The following is an 18115-nucleotide window of genomic DNA, read 5'->3' on the forward strand; positions in this document are numbered from 1 at the left end:
GCCCGGCGCGCGGTCGTCAGGAGGACGTCATGGGTGGATTCAGCATCTGGCACTGGCTCGTCCTCCTGGTCGTGCTCGCCTTCCCGCTGCTGATCGCTGTGGTGGTGTGGCTGGCGATCCGCGCCCAGCGGCGTCGGCCGGCGGCCGCGCCGCCGCCACTGCCGCCCACCGCCTCGGTCGAGCAGCGCCTGCGCGCGCTGGAGCAGTTGAAGGCGCAAGGGCTGATCGACGCCGCGGAGTATGTGCGCCGGCGCGAGCAGATCCTGGCCGCGGTGTGAGTGCATGGCGCCGCGGCAGGCGGCGCGTCTTCGTGGTCTGGCGAGACGGCGCAGTGCGAGTGCTCGCAATGCGCGGCGTGTCGCATGCTTCATGAGTTGCTAGGGGTTGGCGCCGGTACGCGCTACCAGACGCAACTGGTGAGCAGCAGGCCGGGCTGCACGTCCACCCAGCGCAGGCGATGCACTTGTCCAACCGGCAAGGCCGGCGCCAGCGGCGCGGCGATGCGCGTGTCCACGCTGCCGCTGTCCGGATCGCAGCCTTCGATGCGCAAGGCGTCGAAGTCGAAGAAGTGGCCGACGGTCGCCGCCGCAGCCTTGTAGAAACTCTCTTTTGCCGAGAAGCCCAGGGTCAGCGCGTACGGCCAGCCGCGGGCGCGGGCCAGGCCGGCCAGTGCGGCGCAATCGCTGGCGTCCAGGGCCACGCTGCGGATCGCCTCGAGCTGGTCCGCCGCGACCACGCGTTCCACGTCCAGGCCGATGCCATGTGCCCCGGCGGATGCCGGCAAGGCGATGGCGACCGCAAGGCCGTCGGTGTGCGAGAGGCTGCCGAGGAAGCCGGCCGGCCAGACCGGCGCGCGGTCGGCACCGATCGGAAGATCGGTTGCCGCGCTGCCTGCGGCCCGCAGCGCGGCGAGCGCCGCGCGCCGACCGGCCAGATATTCGGCCTGGCGCTTGCGCACGCTGCGCGCGATCGACGCCGGCCGCTGCAAGCCGTGGCGCTGGAAATCTTCGCTGTCGAAGGCCCCGACCTCGAACGCCAGCAGCCAGGCGTCCGGCACGGCGATGCCATGCGCGCCGAGGGCGAGGCGGGCGAACGGCGCTGCGACGGGGGCCAGGGCATCCATGGCCCTAGCTTAGAGCGTGTGCCGGTCGTTGCGGGCATGCGACGCGGCCGGTGGAGCGTCGCACGCAGGCGTCGCGTCGGCGACAGCTTCCGCCACCATTCACCCGGATGCAGCGTGCCCGGCAGGAGCGGCTCTTGTCCCCTTGTGCGGCTGATGCCGCTCCTACACGCTACGTCCCGAAGCGATGCCTTCAGCCGTCGCTGGCGTCCACCCACACCCGCATCTCGCCCTCGCCGCGGTTGGCCCAGGCGAAGTAGGGCACGAAGGTCAGGGTCTGCGGCTGCCGCGCCGGCGGCGGCGCGTCGTAGCGATACAGCGGCGCGGCCGCGGCGTCGGCATCGCCGTGCAGGCGTTCGCCCGTGGCCTGCAGCAGCACCTGGCCGTCCAGCGCGCCGCTGCCGGGCACGGCCTGCAGCGTGGCGCTGGCCGGCAGGCGCAACTGATGCAGGTCGGCGCCGTTGTCGGCCTGCTCCAGGCAGTACACCAGCGGTCCACGCTGCACCGCGACCTTGCCGGCCAGGTGACGCACGCGCGGATGCCCGCTGACCCGCATCGGCGGCATCGGCAGGCGCAGTTGCACGGTGTCGCCGGATTGCCAGCGCCGGCGCAGCACGCAGTAGCCGTGCTGGTGGTGCGCCTCGATCGCTACCGGCTCGCCGTTGAGCCGCAGCTGCGGCGCCTGGCACCAGTCCGGCAAACGCAGTGCCACTGCCGCGTCCACTGGTGCGCTGCACTCCACGTCGAAGGCGATCGTGTCCTGCCATGGATACTCGCCGCGCTGGCGCAGGGTCAGGGTCTGCGCGCCGACCTCGAACCGCGCATCGCTGCCGACGTAGAGATTCACGTACAGGGCGTCGTCGCGGCGGGTGTAGATGTAGTGGCCGAGCGAGGTCAGCACGCGGGCGATGTTGGGCGGGCAGCAGGCGCAGCCGAACCAGCGCTGGCGTACCGGCTTGACGTGGTCGAAGGTGTGGTTGCCGTGCACCGTGGGCGGGTGCACTTCCAGCGGATTGACGTAGAAGAAGTGGCGTCCGTCCAGGGCCATGCCGCCCAGCACGGTGTTGTACAGCGCCCGCTCCATCACGTCGGCGTAGCGGCCGTCCGGTGCCAGCTGCAGCATGCGGTTGGCGAACATCATCAGCCCGATCGAGGCGCAGCTCTCGTTGTAGGCGGTGTCGTTGGGCAGGTCGTAGTCGACGCTGAAGGCTTCGCCGTAGCTCTGCGCGCCGATCGCACCGGTCAGGTACATCTGTCGCTGCGTGGCGTTGTCCCACAGCCGCACGCAGGCCGCGCGCAGGGTGGCGTCGCCGCTGTGCCGTGCCAGGTGCGCCACGCCCGCGTACAGGTACACGAAACGCACCGCATGGCCGACCGCGGTGTCCTGCAGCGCCACCGGCAGGTGTGCCTGGCTGTAGGCCTTGTCCTGGATCATCCAGGCCGGGCCGTGCCCGCCCCAGAAGAAGCTGTGGCCGCGCCTGGCGTACTCTTCGTCGTAGTAGTGTGGCGTGGTGCCGCGCTGTTCGACGAAATAACGTGCCAGTGCCAGGTAGCGCGCCTCGCCGGTGGCCTCGTACAGGCGCATCAGCGCCAGTTCGATCTCCGGATGCCCGGGGTAGCCGTGCAACTGCGTCGGGCCAGGGCCGAAAACGGCATCGATGTGGTCGGCGAGCCGGCACACGATGTCCAGCAGGGCGCGCTTGCCGGTGGCCTGGAAGTAGGCCACGCCGGCCTCGATCATGTGCCCGGCGCAATACAGCTCGTGGCATTCGGCCAGGTTGCTCCAGCGTTCCTGCGGCGCCTTCACCGTGAAGTAGGTGTTGAGGTAGCCGTCGGCCTGCTGCGCGGCGCCGATCAGTTCGATGGTGGCATCGGCATCGCGCTCCAGCGCCGGGTCCGGATGCTGCGCCAGCAGGTAGGCCACCGCCTCCAGCCACTTGGCCACGTCGCTGTCCTGGAACACCATGCCGTAGAACGCGCCGTCGCTGCGGCCAGCGGCGATGCGGAAGTTCTCGATGGCGTGGCTGGGCTCGGCATCGGCGACCTTGTCGTTGAGCGCGTCCCACTGGTAGGGCAGCACAACCTCCTGCACCAGGCGCTGGTAGCGCTGCCAGAACGGATCGGCGATGCGCAGGTGGGCGAGCGGCAGTTCCGGGGACGGCACGGGCGAATGCGGCATGGAGCGGAGATCCTGGAGGGTGGGGAAGGTCAGTGCACCGGGCGTGCGGCGAGGTCGGCGGCGATGCTGGACAGCAGCGGCCGGCGCAACCGGCAGCGCAGGATCACCGCGGCCAGCAGCAGGTGCAGGCCGGCGGGGATCAGGGTTTCCAGCAGGGTGATGGCCTGCAGCGACGCGGGACTCTGCTGCGCGGCGCCGGCGCGGTAGCCGGCGTGCACGAACAGCGCGCTGATCACTACCGCGCTCGAGGCCCAGGCCAGCTTGATGCAGAACAGGTTGAAGGCGAAGTTGATGCCCGAGGAGCGCACCCGGTTCTTCCAGGCGCCGTAGTCGTCGGCGAAGGCCATCAGCGAGAAATGCAGCGGCAGCGCGAAACCCAGCACCAGGCAGTGCACGAAGATCACCCCCAGCCACAGCGTCTGCTGCGCCGGCCCGGTCGGTAGCCACCATTGCGCCACGCCGAACGCGGCCAGCGCCAGGTTGGTGTGCAGGTACAGCGCCAGCGGGTCGAAGCGGCGGCACAGCGCGTTGACCACGATCGCGCCGAGCACCGTGGCCAGCGCCACCATCGCGAAGAACAGCGAGGCATAGCCGCTGCTGCCGCCGAGCACGTAGGTGATGAAGTACAGATAGGCGCCGCCGCGGATGTTGTACACGTTGATCAGCAAGAACGACATCAGCAGCACCAGCCGCAACTGGTCGTTGCGCAGCAGGCCGCGCAGGTGCGCGCCAATGCCGGCGCCGCCGAGCAGGCTGACCGGCACGCGCTCGCGCACGGCGAAGAAGCAGCACAGGAACATCGCCACCGCCAGCGTGGCCAGCACGCCCACGCCGAGTTGGTAGCCGCGCGCGGCGTCGCCGTTGCCCAGTTCCCGCACCAGCCATGGCAGCCCGACCGACACCAGGAAGCCGGCAATGCCGCACAGCACGAAGCGCCAGGATTGCGCCGAGACCACGTCGCGGTGGTCGCCGGTCATGCTGTTGATCAGCGCGCAGTAGGGCACGTTGATCGCGGTGTAGCACAGCGACAGCAGGAAATAGCTGGCGAAGGCGTAGGCGATCTTCGCGCCGGCGCTCAGCTGCGGCGCGCTGAAGGTCAGCACGCAGGCGATGCCGATCGGCAGCGCGACCCACAGTTGCCAGGCGCGGAAGCGGCCCCAACGGCTGCGGGTGCGGTCGGCGATCAGGCCCATCACCGGATCGGACACCGCGTCGGCCACGCGCAGCACGGTGAACAAGGTGCCGACCAGCGCCGGGGTCAGGCCGAAGACGTCGGTGTAGAAGAAGGTGAGGAAGTTGGCGATCAGGCAGGTGACCACCGTGCCGCCGGCATCGCCGAGGCCATAGCCGAACTTCTCCAGGCGCGACAGGCGTGGCGTGGCGGCGGCCGGTGCGGCGTCTGCAGCGGCGTGGCCGATGGCGGTCGCGTTCAACGGGCGGCTCCTGGCGCGCCCGGTCCGGCGCCAGCGCAAAGTGGCATGGCGACGCCACTGCGACAAGAGTCTGTGCGGTATAAAACCGGTACGATTCCGACCATGCCGGCCGATTTGCCCATGGGCAGCACCGCGCATTCGATTGCTGCAGTGCAGCGCGGTGCAGACAAAGGGAGACGTTTCCGACATGCTCGAATTCGCCGTCGCCTATCCGATCCGGGTCCAGAACGGAGGGCTTTTCATCTCCCGCGGGGTGGGTGCGCATCCGGCACGGGTCATCCAGTCCTACGAGTTGATCTTCGTCGAGCGCGGCGTCCTCTCGATTCGCGAACAGGACAACGACTTCCACGTGGGCGCCGGCGAAACGCTGCTGCTGTGGCCCGGCCGTGCGCATGCCGGGCTGGGCCAGTTCCCGGACGACCTGCGGTTCTATTGGGTGCATTTCGAACTGGAACCGGGCGTGGCGCGGGCGGACCACGCGGTGCCGCTGTCGATGCCGCAGCGCACCGCGATCCGCGACCCGGACCGCTTCGTCGGCCTGTTCCGCTGGTTCCTGGCCGAGCAGGAGGAACGGCGCAGGCTGCCGATGCTCGAGCCGATCGTGCTGTCGATGCTGCAATGCGTGGCCGGTGCCTGGCCGGATCCACACGCGTCCGAGCGCGCCGGGGTGGCGCTGGCGTACCGCGCCAAGCAACTGATCGGCACTCAGTTCCACACCGCGCTCACCGCCTCGTCGCTGGCCGCGCAGCTGCACTGCAATCCGGACTACCTGGGGCGCATCTACCGGCGCAGCTTCGGCACCACGCTGACCGAGGCGATCCACCGCCAGCGCATCGCCTTCGCCGAGAAGCTGCTGCTGGTCAACACCTGCGCGGTGGACGACGTTGCGCAGCGCGCCGGTTTCAGCGACAGCGGCTATTTCCGGCGCGTGTTCCGCCAGCGCCTGGGCATGACCCCCAGCGCCTACCGGCGCCTGTACTGCAAGGAGCACATCAACTCGGGCTGAGGCGGCTTGTGGGGGCGGTGCGCGTGCTGCAAGCCGCGCACTTCTCTGCGGGTGCGCGGGTGTCGGTTGGCTGCTGCGGTCGCAGTGCGTAGCCTGCTTGCGTCGTAGGAGCGGCTTCAGCCGCGACGGGCTTTCCATGGGAAAGCTCGGTCGCGGCTGAAGCCGCTCCTACAGCAAACGCGGCTTTTGGTTGCTAGCTCTGCGCTTTTACGGAAACGCGCTGTCGCGGCTGAGGCCGCTCCTACGGTCCGGTCAATGCCGCGTTGGTTGCTAGCTCAACTGCTGGCCGATCTCGCGCGCCATCGCGTTCAGCGGCAGGATTTTCTCCGCGCCGCCGCGCTTGATCGCTTCCTTGGGCATGCCGAACACCACGCTGCTCTGTTCGTCCTGGGCCACCGTGCGCGCGCCGGCCTGGCGCATCTCCAGCAGGCCGACCGCGCCGTCGTCGCCCATGCCGGTCATGATGATGCCCAGCGCGTTGCCGCCGGCGGCGCGTGCGGCGGAGCGGAACAGCACGTCCACCGACGGCCGGTGCCGGTTCACCGGCGGCCCGTCCAGCACCTCGACGAAGTATTGCGCGCCGCTGCGCCGCAGCAGCATGTGCTTGCCGCCCGGCGCGATCAGCGCGCGTCCCGGCACCACGCGGTCGTTGTTGGCCGCTTCCTTCACCGAGATCTGGCACAGCGTGTCCAGGCGCGCGGCGAAGGCGGCGGTGAACTTCTCCGGCATGTGCTGGACGATGACGATGCCCGGGCTGACCCGCGGCAGCGCGGTCAGCACTTCCTCCAGCGCCTGGGTGCCGCCGGTGGAGGTGCCGATCGCCACCACCCGTTCGGTGGTCTGCGACAGCGGGCGATTGCCCTGCGCCGGCAGGATCACGTCGGCGGTGTGCTTGATCTCCGGCTCGGCCGGCGCCACCGCCGGACGCGCCGACAGGCGCTTGACGTTGGCGCGTGCGGCGCTCTTCACCGTGGCGATCATTTCCTCGGCCGAGTCGGTGAGGAACTGCTTGAGCCCCAGCTTGGGCTTGGTCACCACTGCCACCGCGCCGGCGGCCAGCGCATCCATGGTCACCCGCGCGCCCTTCTCGGTGAGCGTGGAGCAGATCACCACCGGGGTGGGGCGCTCGCTCATGATCTTGCGCAGGAAGGTGATGCCATCCATCTTCGGCATCTCCACGTCCAGCACGATCACGTCCGGCCATTGCTGGCGCATCTTGTCCATCGCCAGCAGCGGATCGGCCGCGGCGGCGATCACCTCGATGCCGGGCGCGTCGTTGAGCACGGCGACCAGCACCTGGCGCACAACCGCCGAATCGTCGATCACCATGGCCTTGATCGTGGTCATGCGGGGTTCCCTCCTGGCACGGCGGCCTTCATGGTTTGCGGTACACCGACGGCGCGATCTGCACCACGTCGCTGTTGACGTCGTTGAGACTCTCGGAGTGGCCGATGCAGAAGATGCCGCCGCGCTTGAGCGCGCCGAGCACCCGCGTCACCACTTCGCGCTTGGTCTGGGCGTTGAAGTAGATCATCACGTTGCGCAGGAACACCACGTCGAACTGGCCCAGGTTGGGCAGCGGCGCGTTGAGGTTGGCGTGCAGGAAGCGCACGTGGTCGCGGATCTTGCGGTCGATCAGCAGGCTACCCTCGTACTCGCCACGGCCCTTGAGGCAGTAGCGCTTGAGCATGGCCGGCGGCATGTGCTCGATGCGCATCAGCGGGTAGTGGCCGGTCCGCGCCTTTTCCAGCACGCGGGTGCTGATGTCGGTGCCGACCACCTCGTAGGGACGGCCCTGCAGGGTGTCGTCCAGCACCATGGCCATGCTGTAGGCTTCCTCGCCGCTGGAACTGGCTGCGCTCCAGCAGCGGAACGGCGCACTGCCGGTATGCGCGGCGGCGACGCTGCGTAGCAGATCGAAGTGCTTGGGCTCGCGGAAGAAGTAGGTTTCGTTGGTGGTCAGCAGGTCGATGGCGGTCTGCACCTCGCCGCTGCCCTCGCGACTTTCCAGCAGCTTGAGGTACTGGGTGTAGGTCTGCAGCGAATGCGCCTTCAGGCGCTTGCCCAGGCGTCCGCACAGCATGGCCTTCTTGGCCGGCGAGATGGTGATGCCGGCCGCGTCGAAGATGAAACGCTGAAACCGGCCGAATTCCTGCTCGGTGATGGTGTCGTGGCTGGTCATGGTCGTGGCCGGTCAGTGAGTGGAGGCGGAAGTGGGGGCGCTGGCGGCGCCGGTGGGGCCGTGTTCCTGCAGCAGGCGCTGGTGCTCCAGCAGCCAGGCGTGCAGCGCGCCGCCGCCCAGCGGGCGCGCCAGCAGATAGCCCTGGCCGAAGTCGCAGCCCAGCTCCTGCAGCAGGGTCCAGTCCTCCACCGTTTCGATGCCCTCGGCGACGGTGTGCAGTCCCAGCCGCTGGGCCATGCCCAGCGCCGATTCCAGAACCGTGCGCAGGTTGCGGCTGCGGTGCGCGTCGTGGACGAAGATGCGGTCGATCTTCAACTCGGTGAAGGGAATGCGCGTGAGTTGCTGCAGCGAGGAGAAGCCGGTGCCGTAGTCGTCCAGCGACAGGCCGAAGCCCTGCAGCCGCAGCCGCGCCAGCATGCCCAGCGCGCTGCCGCAGACCAGCGAACTCTCGGTGATCTCCAGCACCAGGTCGGATGGCGCCAGGCCATGCTTGCGCAGCAGCCCGAGCAGTTCGTCGAGCAGGTTCGGATCCTGCAGCATCCGCGGCGACAGGTTCAGCGCCAGGGTCAGCTGAAACCCGTCCTGCTTCCACGCCGCCAGCCGCGCCAGCGCCTGGTCGGCGACGCAGGCGGTGAGTGCGTGGATCAGGCCCTCGCGCTCGGCCACGGCGATGAAGCGGTCCGGCGCGATCGGTCCGGCGCTGGGATGGCGCCAGCGCGCCAGCGCTTCCACGCCGCCGACCCGGCCGCTGCGCATGTCCACCTTGGGCTGGTAGGCCACCTCGATCTCGCCGCGCTGCAGCGCCTCGCGCAGCATCGCGGTCATGGTCGCCTCGCCCGGCGCCTCGGCGTCGTTCCGCGGCGCCGGTGCGGTCGGTGCGTGGGCGCGCACCGCGGCGGCGAGCTGGGCGGCGCGCAGCGGCTTTTCCAGTCCCGCCAGCACCTGCAGGCCGTTGCTGCGGCCGACCTGCAGCACCGAGTCGATCAAGGCCGCGCCACGCTGCGAGGCGACCACGATCGGCACGCGCGCGCCGCAGCGGGCGAGCGCATCAAGCAATTGCACACCGTCCATGCCGGGCATCTCCAGATCCACGATCAGCAGCCCCAGCGGCGAACCCTCGGTCACCCGCGCCAGCGCGGCATGGCCGTCGGCCGCGCCTTCCACCGCCACCGCCCCCATCCGCAGGCACAGCGCCAGCGCATGTTCGCGCTGGACCTGGCTGTCGTCGACCACCAGGACCGTGCCGAAGTGGTGCAGGGCGGCGGTGTCGGGGGGCGTGGGCATGCGAAATCCGTTTCGAGGAAAGAGCAGGGCGATGCGCGGCGAAGGCCGCTCAGGCGGCGATGCCTTCTTCCACGTGGGCGTCGAGGCCGGCCATGCTGGCGAACTCCTGAGGCGCCAGCACCGCGTCGGCAGCGAGCAGGATCACGAACCGCTCGCCGACCTTGCCCATGCCGTGGATGAAATCGCGGCGAATGCCGGTGCCGAACGCCGGCGGCGGCGCGATGTCCGCCGTGGCGATCTCCAGCACCTCGCTGACCGCGTCCACCAGCAGGCCGAGCACCTGGCGCTCCTCGCCGCTGGCGACTTCGATGATGACGATGCAGGTGCGCTTGCTGATCTCGCTGGGCGCACGGCCGAAGCGCTGCTGCAGATCCACCACCGGCACCACCGCGCCGCGCAGGTTGATCACCCCGCGCAGGGCGGGCGGCATCATCGGCACGTCGGTCGGCGTGCGGTACTCGATGATTTCCTTGATGCCGAGGATGCCGACGCCGAACATTTCCTTGCCGAGCAGGAAGGTCAGGAACTGGTCCGTCGCCAGGTCGCCGGCGTCGGAGGGTGAGAGCGAAGCGGGAGCATTCATGGCCATGTCTCAGAAGGTTTCGAAGTGGGCTTCGTCGAGCGAGTCGGCCAGGACCAGCTGGCCGTTGGCGACGCGCGCGATCGGCTTGGCCCCGGCGTGCCCGCTGCGGCCGCGCACGGTGCCGGGACGCCGCGCCGCGGTCCTGGCCGGCGGGGTGCCCTGCACCTTGAAGAAGCTCATCAGCTGCTGCAGCTGCTCGGCCTGCGCGCTCATCTCCTCGGCCGTGGCGGCCAGTTCCTCGGAGTTGGACGCGGCCTGCTGGGTGGTCTGGTTGAGCTGGCCGACCGCGGCATTGATCTGGCCGACGCCGGAGGTCTGTTCCTCGGAGGCGGCGGTGATCTCCTGCACCAGGTCAGAGGTGCGCTTGATCGACGGCACCATTTCGTCCAGCAGCTTGCCGGCGTTCTCGGCCAGTTCGACGCTGGAACTGGCGACATCGCCGATTTCCTGCGCCGCGATCTGGCTGCGTTCGGCCAGCTTGCGCACTTCCGCGGCCACCACGGCGAAGCCCTTGCCGTGCTCGCCGGCACGCGCGGCCTCGATCGCCGCGTTCAGCGCCAGCAGGTTGGTCTGGTAGGCGATGTCGTCGATGATGCCGATCTTCTGCGCGATCTGCTTCATCGCCTGCACGGTCGCACGCACCGATTCGCCGCCGTCCAGCGCCTGGCTGGAGGCCTTGCTGGCCATGCCGTCGGTGATCTTGGCGTTCTCGGTGTTCTGCGAGATCGATGCGGTCATCTGCTCCAGCGAAGCGCTGGTCTCCTCCACGCCGGCGGCCTGCTCGCTGGCCGCCTGGCTCAGCGACTGCGCAGTGGCGCTGACCTCTTCCGAGGCGCTGGCCAGCGATTCGGCATTGCCGTTGACCTCGCTGACCACCTGCGACAGGCGCGCAATGGTGTCGTTGATGTAGTTCTTCATCTCGGCGTAGGCGCCGTCGTAGTGCTTGTCGATGCTCTGGGTCAGGTCGCCCTCGGCCAGGCCGCCCATCACCCGCACCACGTCCTGGATGCTGCCGCCGGTGGTGGTCGCCAGCTCGTTCAGGCCCTGGCCCATCTCACGCTGGAACCCGGCCAGGCCGTCCAGCGTGATGCGCTCGGAGAAGTCGCCGCGGTTGGCCGCCGCGACCACGCGGCGCTGGCCGTCGATCACCAGCTTCAGCCGCTCGACCATGGTCCGCATCGCATACAGCGCGCTGCCGGTGTCGTTGGCGCGCACCGCCACCTCCAGGTTGAGGTCGCCCTGCGCCACCTTGTTGGCGATCTCGGCCACGTAGGCCGGCTCGCCGCCCAGCAGGCGGGTGAGGATGCGCACGATGAAGAACGCCACGACCGCGCCCAGCAGCACGGCCACCACGATGGTGGCGATGATCAGCGAGCGCGCGGACGCATAGAGTTCGTCGCCGCTGTCGCTGGCGTCCTGGCCGCCCTTGACGTTCAGGTCCACCAGCTTGTCGATCGCCTCGGCGGTGCTACGGAAGATCTGCCGCTGCTCACCGTTCAGCACGGCCGTCGCCTCCTGGGTCTTTGCCTGCGCGGTGAGCGCCAGCAGCTCCCTGTGCAGTTCGCTGTAGCGGTCGAATTTTTTGGCGAAATCCGCGTACAGCGCCTGCTCCTCGGGCGAAGAGATCAGCGGGATGTAGGCCTTTTTGTTGTTCTCGAAGGCCTCGAGCGTCTTGATCATGCGCGTGTCGTAGTCCTGCATCTCGGCCGGACTGGTGGCGACGACCCGTTGCAGCTCGAGCAGACGCAGCTTGTTGAAATTCGCGCTCATCTCCTCGACGTTGCGTACGCTGGGCAGCCAGTTGGTGGCCAACTCGGTGGAGGAGCCGTTGATGCGGGCCATCTGCATCGTGGCGAAAATGCCGGTCCCCAGCAACAGCAGCAACACCAGGCCGAAGCCGATGCCGATACGCGTGCCGATTTTCATGTGCTGAAACATCGTGATCCCCCTGGATGTGATGTCGTGAAAGTGATTGTCAGAACGTATCGAAGTGGGCTTCGTCCGGCGCCGACACCAGTGCCAGGCCGACCTCCCCGAAGCCACGTTTGCGCGCAGGCGCCGCCTTGCGGGACGGGACGCTGGAGACGGCGGTCGGACGCCGCGGCGCCACGACCTGGTTGGTACGGAAGAAACTCATCAGTTGCTGCAACTGCTCGGCCTGGCCGCTCATTTCCTCGGCGGTGGCGGCCAGTTCCTCGGAGTTGGCCGCGGCCTGCTGGGTGGTCTGGTTGAGCTGGCCGACCGCGGCGTTGATCTGGCCGACGCCGGAGGTCTGTTCCTCGGAGGCGGCGGTGATCTCCTGCACCAGGTCGGAGGTGCGGCGGATCGACGGCACCATCTGGTCCAGCAGCTTGCCGGCGTTCTCGGCCAGTTCCACGCTGGATTCGGCCACCTGGCCGATCTCCTGCGCGGCCACCTGGCTGCGTTCGGCCAGCTTGCGTACTTCCGCGGCGACCACCGCGAAGCCCTTGCCGTGCTCGCCGGCGCGTGCGGCCTCGATCGCCGCGTTCAGCGCCAGCAGGTTGGTCTGGTAGGCGATGTCGTCGATGATGCCGATCTTCTGCGCGATCTGCTTCATCGCCGCCACCGTCGAGCGCACCGCATCGCCACCTTCGTTGGCTTCGCGCGCGGCCTTGGCGGCCATGCTGTCGGTGACCTTGGCGTTCTCGGTGTTCTGCGCGATGGACGCGGTCATCTGCTCCAGCGACGCGCTGGTCTCCTCCACGCCGGCGGCCTGCTCGCTGGCCGCCTGGCTCAAGGACTGCGCGGTGGCGCTCACCTGCTCGGAGGCGCTGGCCAGCGCCTCGGCGTTGATGTTGACCTCGCCGACCACCTGCGCCAGCCGCGCGACGGTGGCGTTGATGCTGTCGCACAGTTCCTTCAGCTTGCCCTGGCACTGCACGTCCGCCATCCGGGTCAGGTCGCCGTCCTCGATCGCCTTGAGCACGGCGCCGACATCGTTGATCGGCCCGATCACCGTATCCAGGGTCAGGTTGATGCCATCGACGATGCGGCGGAAGTCGCCATGGTGCTGGCTGCCGTCGGCACGCACGTCCAGGCGCCCGGCCGCGGCCGCGTCGGCCAGCAGGCTGGTGTCGCGGATCAGCGCGCGCAGGTTGGAGCGCACCTGTTCGACCGTGTCGTTGATGAACGCCTTCTTGCCCGGAAAGGCTTCCAGCGGCGCGTCGAAGTTGCCGCGGCCGAACTCGGCGATGCAGGCCATCGCCTTCTTCTTGGTGGCGATGTGGTCGCCGACCATGCGGTTGATGCCGTCGGCCATGCTGCGGAAGTCGCCTTCGAAGCGGTGGCTCTCGATCGCCACGTCGATGTCGCCAGCATCGTGCTGGGCCGACATGTGCTTCATCTGCGTGATCAGCCCCAGCAGATTGCGACGCACCTGCTCGATGATCTCGTTGATGAAGACCTTCTTGCCCGGGAACGTCTCCAGCGGTGCCTCGAAATTGCCGCGGCCGAATTCGGCCACGCAGGCCAGCGCCTTCTTCTTGGTGGCGATGTGGTCGCCGACCATGCGGTTGATGCCTTCGGCGATGACCTTGAACTCGCCGTCGAAGCGCTGGCTGTCGATCACCACGTCGATGTCGCCGGCGTCGTGCTGCGCGGACATGCGCACGATCTCGTCGTTGATCTGACGCACCCCGGTCTGCACCTGGCGCAGCGCCAGCAGTACTTCGCAGGCCTGATCGTTGCGTATGGTCGGCATCACCACCTCGAAATTGCCGGTGGCGAAGCGTGCCAGGGTGGTGGTGGCGATCCGCAGCGAGCGGGTGATGGCGTGGACGGTATAGGCCAGCACCGCGGCGGCGATCACCGTGGCGCCGATGCTCAGCGCCAGGGTCTGCCCGGCGGGCAGGCCGAGCGCGAACCCGCACGCGGCGGCGGCCAATGGCAGCGCGACGGCGATGGCCGAACCGGTCCACAGCTTGGAGGACAGCGAAAGGGAGTTGGACATGCCGGTGTACCTGTGCGGGTGAAAAGTCCCCGGCCTGACAGGCCGGGACGGAGAGAGTTCAGAACGAAACGAATGCCGCTTCTTCCAGGCGCGCGGCCTGGGCGGTGGCCGCGGGGCCACCGAAGCTGCGGGCGCGTGGTGCGCGCTGCGTCGACATCGGTAGGCGTCGCGGTTGCGGGGCCGGCGCCGGGGAGGTGGTGGCGCCGGTGGTGAAGAAGCTCATGAGCGTTTGCAACTGTTCTGCCTGGCTGCTTACTTCTTCGGCCGTGGCGGCCAATTCTTCAGCGTTGGCAGCGGATTGCTGTGTTGTCTGGCTGAGCTGAACCACCGCGGCATTGATCTGGCCGACGCCCGTGCTTTGTTCTTCGGAGGCGGCGGTGATTTCCTGCACCAGGTCGGAGGTGCGGCGGATCGACGGTTCCATCTCGCCGAGCAGGCGCCCGGTGGTCTCGGCCAGGTTCACGCTGGTGCCGGCGACATCGCCGATCTCGTGCGCGGCCACCTGGCTGCGCTCGGCCAGCTTGCGCACCTCCGCGGCGACCACGGCGAAGCCCTTGCCGTGCTCGCCGGCGCGTGCGGCTTCGATTGCCGCGTTCAGCGCCAGCAGGTTGGTCTGGTAGGCGATATCGTCAATGATGCCGATCTTGCGGGCGATCTCCTTCATCGCGGCGACGGTGGCGCGCACCGCCTCGCCGCTCTCGGCGGCCTCGCGCGAGGCCTTGCCGGCCATGCCGTCGGTGATCTTGGCGTTCTCGGCGTTCTGCGCGATCGAGCCGGTCATCTGCTCCAGCGAGGCGCTGGTCTCCTCCACGCCCGCGGCCTGCTCGCTGGCCGCCTGGCTCAGCGACTGCGCGGTCGCCGACAGTTCCTCGGCGGCGCTAGCCAGGGTGGCGGCGTTGCCGTTGACCTCGGTGACGATGCTGGTGAGCTTGTCGATGGTGGCGTTGACGTAGCGCTGCATGTCGGCGAAGGCGCCTTCGTAATGGCCCTGCACCTGGCGGCTGAGGTCGCCCTCGGCCATCGCGCCCATGACCTTGATCACGTCGCCGACGCTGCGCAGGTTGCCGCGGGTCTGTTCGATGATCTCGTTGATGAAGGCCTTCTTGCCGGGCAGCTGCGGCATCGGTGCGTCGAAGTTGCCGCGGCCGAACTCGGCGACCACGCTCAGCGCCTGCTTCTTGACGGCGATGTGCGCGGCGACCATGCGGTTGATGGCCTTGCCGATGGCGCAGAACTGCCCGTCCAGGTGCGTGCAGTCGATCTGCACGTCGATGTCGCCCCTGTCGTGTTCCTCGGACATGCGCGCGATCTCGCCGATCAGGCGCTTGAAGTTGCCGCGCACCTGCTCAAGGGTCTCGTTGATGAAGGCCTTCTTGCCGGGCAGCTGCGGCATGCCCGCGTCGAAATTGCCGCGGCCGAACTCAGCGACCACGCCCAGCGCCTGCTTCTTGACCGCGATGTGGCTGCCGACCATGCGGTTGATGCCCTCGGCCACGCTGCGGAAGTCGCCCTGGAAGTGCGCGCTGTCGATGCTGGCGTCGATCTCGCCGGCTTCGTGCTGCTCGGAGACGCGCCGCATCTCGGCGATCAGGCCGAGCATGTTGCGCCGCACCTGCTCGATGGTGTCGTTGATGAAGGCCTTCTTGCCCGGGAACGCGGCCAGCGGAGCGGAGAAGTTGCCACGGCCGAACTCGCCCACGCAGTCGATCGCCTGCTTGCACAGGCCGATGTGGCCGCCGACCAGCTGATTGATGTCGCCGGCCACGGTGCGGTAGGCGCCGTTGGCGCTTGCCGCGTCCAGCATCACGTCGCAGTCGCCGGCGGCGTGCGCACTGGTCATGTGGGCCACGTCGGCCTGCAGCTGCCGCAGCGGCCGCTGCGCGGCGAGCAGGGCCTGGCCGATCTCGCTGCCGCCGGCCGCCGCCACGTCCACGCGGTCCAGTTCGCCCTGCGCCAGCGCCTGCAGGCCGGTGCGGGCCACTTCCAGTTCGCGCTGCGCGGCCGCGGCCGCTTGCTGCGCTGCGCGCACGCTGCGGCCCAGCACCGCGGCGGCGGCCAGCGTGGCCACGGCGACCAGCGTCCAGGCGAGGCCGCCGGCCAGCGGCAGCGCCAGCGCCGCGATGGCTGCGGCGGCAGGCAGGGCGACGGCGACGATGGCGGCCGTCGAGAGCGGGAACGGGAGCGTCCGGTTCTGGGACATGACAAGGATTCCTGATGAAGGGTGCGGCGGGGGAATGACCGGCGGCGCGACGGCTCAGGCCGCCAGCGATTCGGCGCCGGGTTGCAACTGGCCGAGCAGCGACGGCACGTCCAGGATCAGCGCGACCCCGCCGCTGCCGAGGATGCTCGAACCGCTGATGCCCTTGACCTGCGCGAACACCTTGGAAAGCGGCTTGATCACCGTTTGCCACTCGCCGAGCAGGGTGTCGACCACCAGGCCGAAACGCTGCGCGCCCTGGCGGATCACCACGATGCTCTCGCGCGCCGGCGGCGCGCCGGCGATGGCGAACAGCGAGCGCAGGCGCACATAGGGCAGCACGTTGCCGCGCAGGTCGATGTACTCGCTCTGGTAGTTCGGCGCGAACTCCACGCATTCCTCGACCGCGTCCAGCGGCACCACGAACACCGACTTGCCGACCCCGACCTGGAAGCCGTTGATGATCGCCAGCGTCAGCGGCAGGCGCACCGAGATGGTGGTGCCCACGTCCTGCTGGCTGCTGATGTCCACGCTGCCTCGCAGCGCGGTGATGTTGCGCTTGACCACGTCCATGCCGACCCCGCGGCCGGACAGGTTGGTGACCTTTTCGGCGGTGGAGAAGCCCGGCTCGAAGATCAGCGCGAACACCTCGCGGTCGGAGAGCTGGCGGCCGGGTTCGATCAGGCCGCGCTCCAGCGCCTTGGCCAGGATCCGGTCGCGGTTGAGACCGCCGCCGTCGTCGCTGATCTGGATGACCACGCTGCCGGAATCGTGGAAGGCGTTGAGCCGCACCGTACCGCGCACCGGCTTGCCGCGCGCCTGGCGCACCTCGGCCGGTTCGATGCCGTGGTCCATGGCGTTGCGCACCAGGTGGGTCAGCGGATCGGCGATCTTCTCCACCACCGACTTGTCCAGCTCGGTGTCCTCGCCGTTGACCACCAGGGCGATGTCCTTGCCCAGTTCGCGGGCGACGTCATGGACCACGCGGTGGAAGCGGTTGAAGGTGGCGCCGATCTTGACCATGCGCAGCTGCAGCGCGCTTTCGCGCACTTCCTCGACCAGGCCGGCGAGGATCGAGGTGGATTCCAGCAACTGCGCATCGCCGGTGCGTTGCGCATTGGCGCCGGTGCTGGCGACGGCGATGATCAATTCGCCGACCAGGTCGATCATGCGGTCGAGCTTGTCGGCGTCGACGCGGATCGAGCCACCTTCGCCACGTGCGCCCGCGGCCTTGGCGGTGCCGGCGCTGGCGGTGGCATTCGCGGCCGCGGCCGGCGCACTGGCCACGACCGGTGCGGCCGCGGCCGCCGGGGCGTCAACGCTTTCGAACCCGGCGAAATCGTCGGCGCTGGCCTGGCTGCCGGCTTCGGCCACCAGCAATGGCAGGTCCAGGTTGGCGGCGTCGCCGTTCGGCTCCACCGCCAGCACCTGCAGGTCGCAGTCGTCGCGCACGAATTCGAAGATGTCCTCGATCGCGGCCTGTTGCGCGTCGCTGCGCAACAGGATGTCGAAGCCCAGGTAGCAGGCTTCCGGATCCAGCTCCGGCAGGGCCGGCACGCGCTCGTGGCGGGTGCGCACCGCTTCGAGGCTGCCGAGGCTGCGCAGGCAGCGGATCAGATGCAGCGGCGAATTGCCGAAACGCAGCGCGTCGGCGAACAGTTGCAGCGAAATCCGCCAGTAGCCGGTGTGCGCGGGCGCTGCCGGCGTGGCGGGCGTTGCCGCCGCCGCTGCGCCCGCCGCGCCGGTGGGCGCAGCGGCAGGTTGCAAATAGGTCTGCAGGCGTTCCAGCAGCGGTGCGCCTTGGGCGACCAGCGTGGCTTCGTCGGCCTCGGCGCCGGCGGCGGCTTCCACCAGCGCACGGATCTGGTCGCAGCAGGCCAGCATCAGTTGGATCAAGTCCGAATCCAATGTGACGGCATGCTCGCGCACCAGGTCCAGCACGCTCTCCACCACATGGGTGAAGCCGACCAACTGCGCCAGGTCGAATAGGCCGCCGGAGCCCTTGATGGTGTGGGCGCCGCGGAAGATCGCGTTGACCGCATCGGGACCGGCTTCGCCGCGCTCGGCTTCCAGCAGATTGCGTTCCATGTCCTCGAGCAGGTCGCGGCTCTCGGCGATGAAGGTCTGCAGCAATTGATCCATATTCATGTCGTGCTGCCGA

At 68.9% G+C, this 18115-nt stretch carries 13 protein-coding genes; 2 read left to right on the top strand and 11 right to left on the bottom strand.

What is annotated here, in order from left to right; all coding sequences use genetic code 11:
- Positions 1-29: 29 nt before the first annotated feature.
- Positions 30-278: an SHOCT domain-containing protein gene (locus tag Q7W82_RS10590; RefSeq protein WP_242156873.1), complete on the top strand. Its 249-nt coding sequence runs from the start codon at positions 30-32 to the stop codon at positions 276-278.
- Positions 279-400: 122 nt separating this feature from the next.
- Here Q7W82_RS10590 and Q7W82_RS10595 read toward each other — a convergent pair whose 3' ends face one another.
- The 3 genes from Q7W82_RS10595 to Q7W82_RS10605 all read right to left on the bottom strand — a co-directional run bounded on the left by Q7W82_RS10595 (position 401) and on the right by Q7W82_RS10605 (position 4732).
- Positions 401-1123 (bottom strand): 4'-phosphopantetheinyl transferase superfamily protein, encoded by a 723-nt coding sequence (locus Q7W82_RS10595; protein WP_242156875.1) that lies wholly within the window; start codon positions 1121-1123, stop codon positions 401-403.
- A 190-nt stretch (positions 1124-1313) separates the two neighbouring features.
- The gene (locus tag Q7W82_RS10600) at positions 1314-3299 is read right to left on the bottom strand and encodes a beta-L-arabinofuranosidase domain-containing protein (protein WP_242156877.1); all 1986 of its coding nucleotides are present in this window, start codon (positions 3297-3299) and stop codon (positions 1314-1316) included.
- A gap of 29 nt (positions 3300-3328) precedes the next feature.
- Positions 3329-4732 carry an MFS transporter gene (locus tag Q7W82_RS10605; protein ID WP_343242787.1) on the bottom strand — a complete coding sequence of 468 codons (1404 nt, stop codon included), beginning with the start codon at positions 4730-4732 and terminating at the stop codon, positions 3329-3331.
- A gap of 187 nt (positions 4733-4919) precedes the next feature.
- Here Q7W82_RS10605 and Q7W82_RS10610 point away from each other — a divergent pair, with 187 nt between their 5' ends.
- Positions 4920-5738, top strand: a complete 819-nt coding sequence (locus Q7W82_RS10610; protein WP_242156879.1) for an AraC family transcriptional regulator — start codon at positions 4920-4922, stop codon at positions 5736-5738.
- Positions 5739-6008: 270 nt separating this feature from the next.
- Here the strand turns inward: Q7W82_RS10610 and Q7W82_RS10615 are convergent, their stop codons facing one another.
- The 8 genes from Q7W82_RS10615 to Q7W82_RS10650 are packed head-to-tail and all read right to left on the bottom strand — an operon-like array spanning position 6009 to position 18102.
- Entirely contained in the window at positions 6009-7085 is a 1077-nt protein-coding gene (locus Q7W82_RS10615) for a chemotaxis response regulator protein-glutamate methylesterase (RefSeq protein ID WP_242156881.1), read from the bottom strand.
- Between the two features lie 28 nt (positions 7086-7113).
- Entirely contained in the window at positions 7114-7920 is an 807-nt protein-coding gene (locus Q7W82_RS10620) for a protein-glutamate O-methyltransferase CheR (protein ID WP_242156883.1), read from the bottom strand.
- Positions 7921-7932: 12 nt separating this feature from the next.
- Positions 7933-9204 (bottom strand): EAL domain-containing response regulator, encoded by a 1272-nt coding sequence (locus Q7W82_RS10625; RefSeq protein ID WP_242156885.1) that lies wholly within the window; start codon positions 9202-9204, stop codon positions 7933-7935.
- Positions 9205-9253: 49 nt separating this feature from the next.
- Entirely contained in the window at positions 9254-9787 is a 534-nt protein-coding gene (locus Q7W82_RS10630) for a chemotaxis protein CheW (RefSeq protein ID WP_184502463.1), read from the bottom strand.
- 9 nt (positions 9788-9796) lie between these two features.
- Positions 9797-11713 (bottom strand): methyl-accepting chemotaxis protein, encoded by a 1917-nt coding sequence (locus tag Q7W82_RS10635; protein WP_242156896.1) that lies wholly within the window; start codon positions 11711-11713, stop codon positions 9797-9799.
- A gap of 49 nt (positions 11714-11762) precedes the next feature.
- Complete coding sequence (locus Q7W82_RS10640; protein ID WP_242156904.1) at positions 11763-13757, bottom strand: methyl-accepting chemotaxis protein; 1995 nt, start codon at positions 13755-13757, stop codon at positions 11763-11765.
- A 58-nt stretch (positions 13758-13815) separates the two neighbouring features.
- Positions 13816-15957, bottom strand: coding sequence for a methyl-accepting chemotaxis protein (locus Q7W82_RS10645; RefSeq protein WP_242156906.1), 2142 nt, complete (start codon positions 15955-15957; stop codon positions 13816-13818).
- Between the two features lie 54 nt (positions 15958-16011).
- Positions 16012-18102, bottom strand: coding sequence for a chemotaxis protein CheA (locus Q7W82_RS10650; protein ID WP_242156908.1), 2091 nt, complete (start codon positions 18100-18102; stop codon positions 16012-16014).
- Positions 18103-18115 lie beyond the last annotated feature (13 nt).

Source organism: Xanthomonas indica, assembly GCF_040529045.1.
Taxonomy (GTDB): Bacteria; Pseudomonadota; Gammaproteobacteria; order Xanthomonadales; family Xanthomonadaceae; genus Xanthomonas_A; species Xanthomonas_A indica.

Excerpts from the sequence above, each read along its gene's own strand:
- Q7W82_RS10590 (WP_242156873.1), top strand. The coding sequence starts at position 30 with ATGGGTGGATTCAGCATCTGGCACTGGCTCGTCCTCCTGGTCGTGCTC.
- Q7W82_RS10595 (WP_242156875.1), bottom strand. The coding sequence starts at position 1,123 with ATGGATGCCCTGGCCCCCGTCGCAGCGCCGTTCGCCCGCCTCGCCCTC.
- Q7W82_RS10600 (WP_242156877.1), bottom strand. The coding sequence starts at position 3,299 with ATGCCGCATTCGCCCGTGCCGTCCCCGGAACTGCCGCTCGCCCACCTG.
- Q7W82_RS10610 (WP_242156879.1), top strand. The coding sequence starts at position 4,920 with ATGCTCGAATTCGCCGTCGCCTATCCGATCCGGGTCCAGAACGGAGGG.
- Q7W82_RS10615 (WP_242156881.1), bottom strand. The coding sequence starts at position 7,085 with ATGACCACGATCAAGGCCATGGTGATCGACGATTCGGCGGTTGTGCGC.
- Q7W82_RS10620 (WP_242156883.1), bottom strand. The coding sequence starts at position 7,920 with ATGACCAGCCACGACACCATCACCGAGCAGGAATTCGGCCGGTTTCAG.
- Q7W82_RS10625 (WP_242156885.1), bottom strand. The coding sequence starts at position 9,204 with ATGCCCACGCCCCCCGACACCGCCGCCCTGCACCACTTCGGCACGGTC.
- Q7W82_RS10630 (WP_184502463.1), bottom strand. The coding sequence starts at position 9,787 with ATGAATGCTCCCGCTTCGCTCTCACCCTCCGACGCCGGCGACCTGGCG.
- Q7W82_RS10635 (WP_242156896.1), bottom strand. The coding sequence starts at position 11,713 with ATGAAAATCGGCACGCGTATCGGCATCGGCTTCGGCCTGGTGTTGCTG.
- Q7W82_RS10640 (WP_242156904.1), bottom strand. The coding sequence starts at position 13,757 with ATGTCCAACTCCCTTTCGCTGTCCTCCAAGCTGTGGACCGGTTCGGCC.
- Q7W82_RS10645 (WP_242156906.1), bottom strand. The coding sequence starts at position 15,957 with ATGTCCCAGAACCGGACGCTCCCGTTCCCGCTCTCGACGGCCGCCATC.
- Q7W82_RS10650 (WP_242156908.1), bottom strand. The coding sequence starts at position 18,102 with ATGAATATGGATCAATTGCTGCAGACCTTCATCGCCGAGAGCCGCGAC.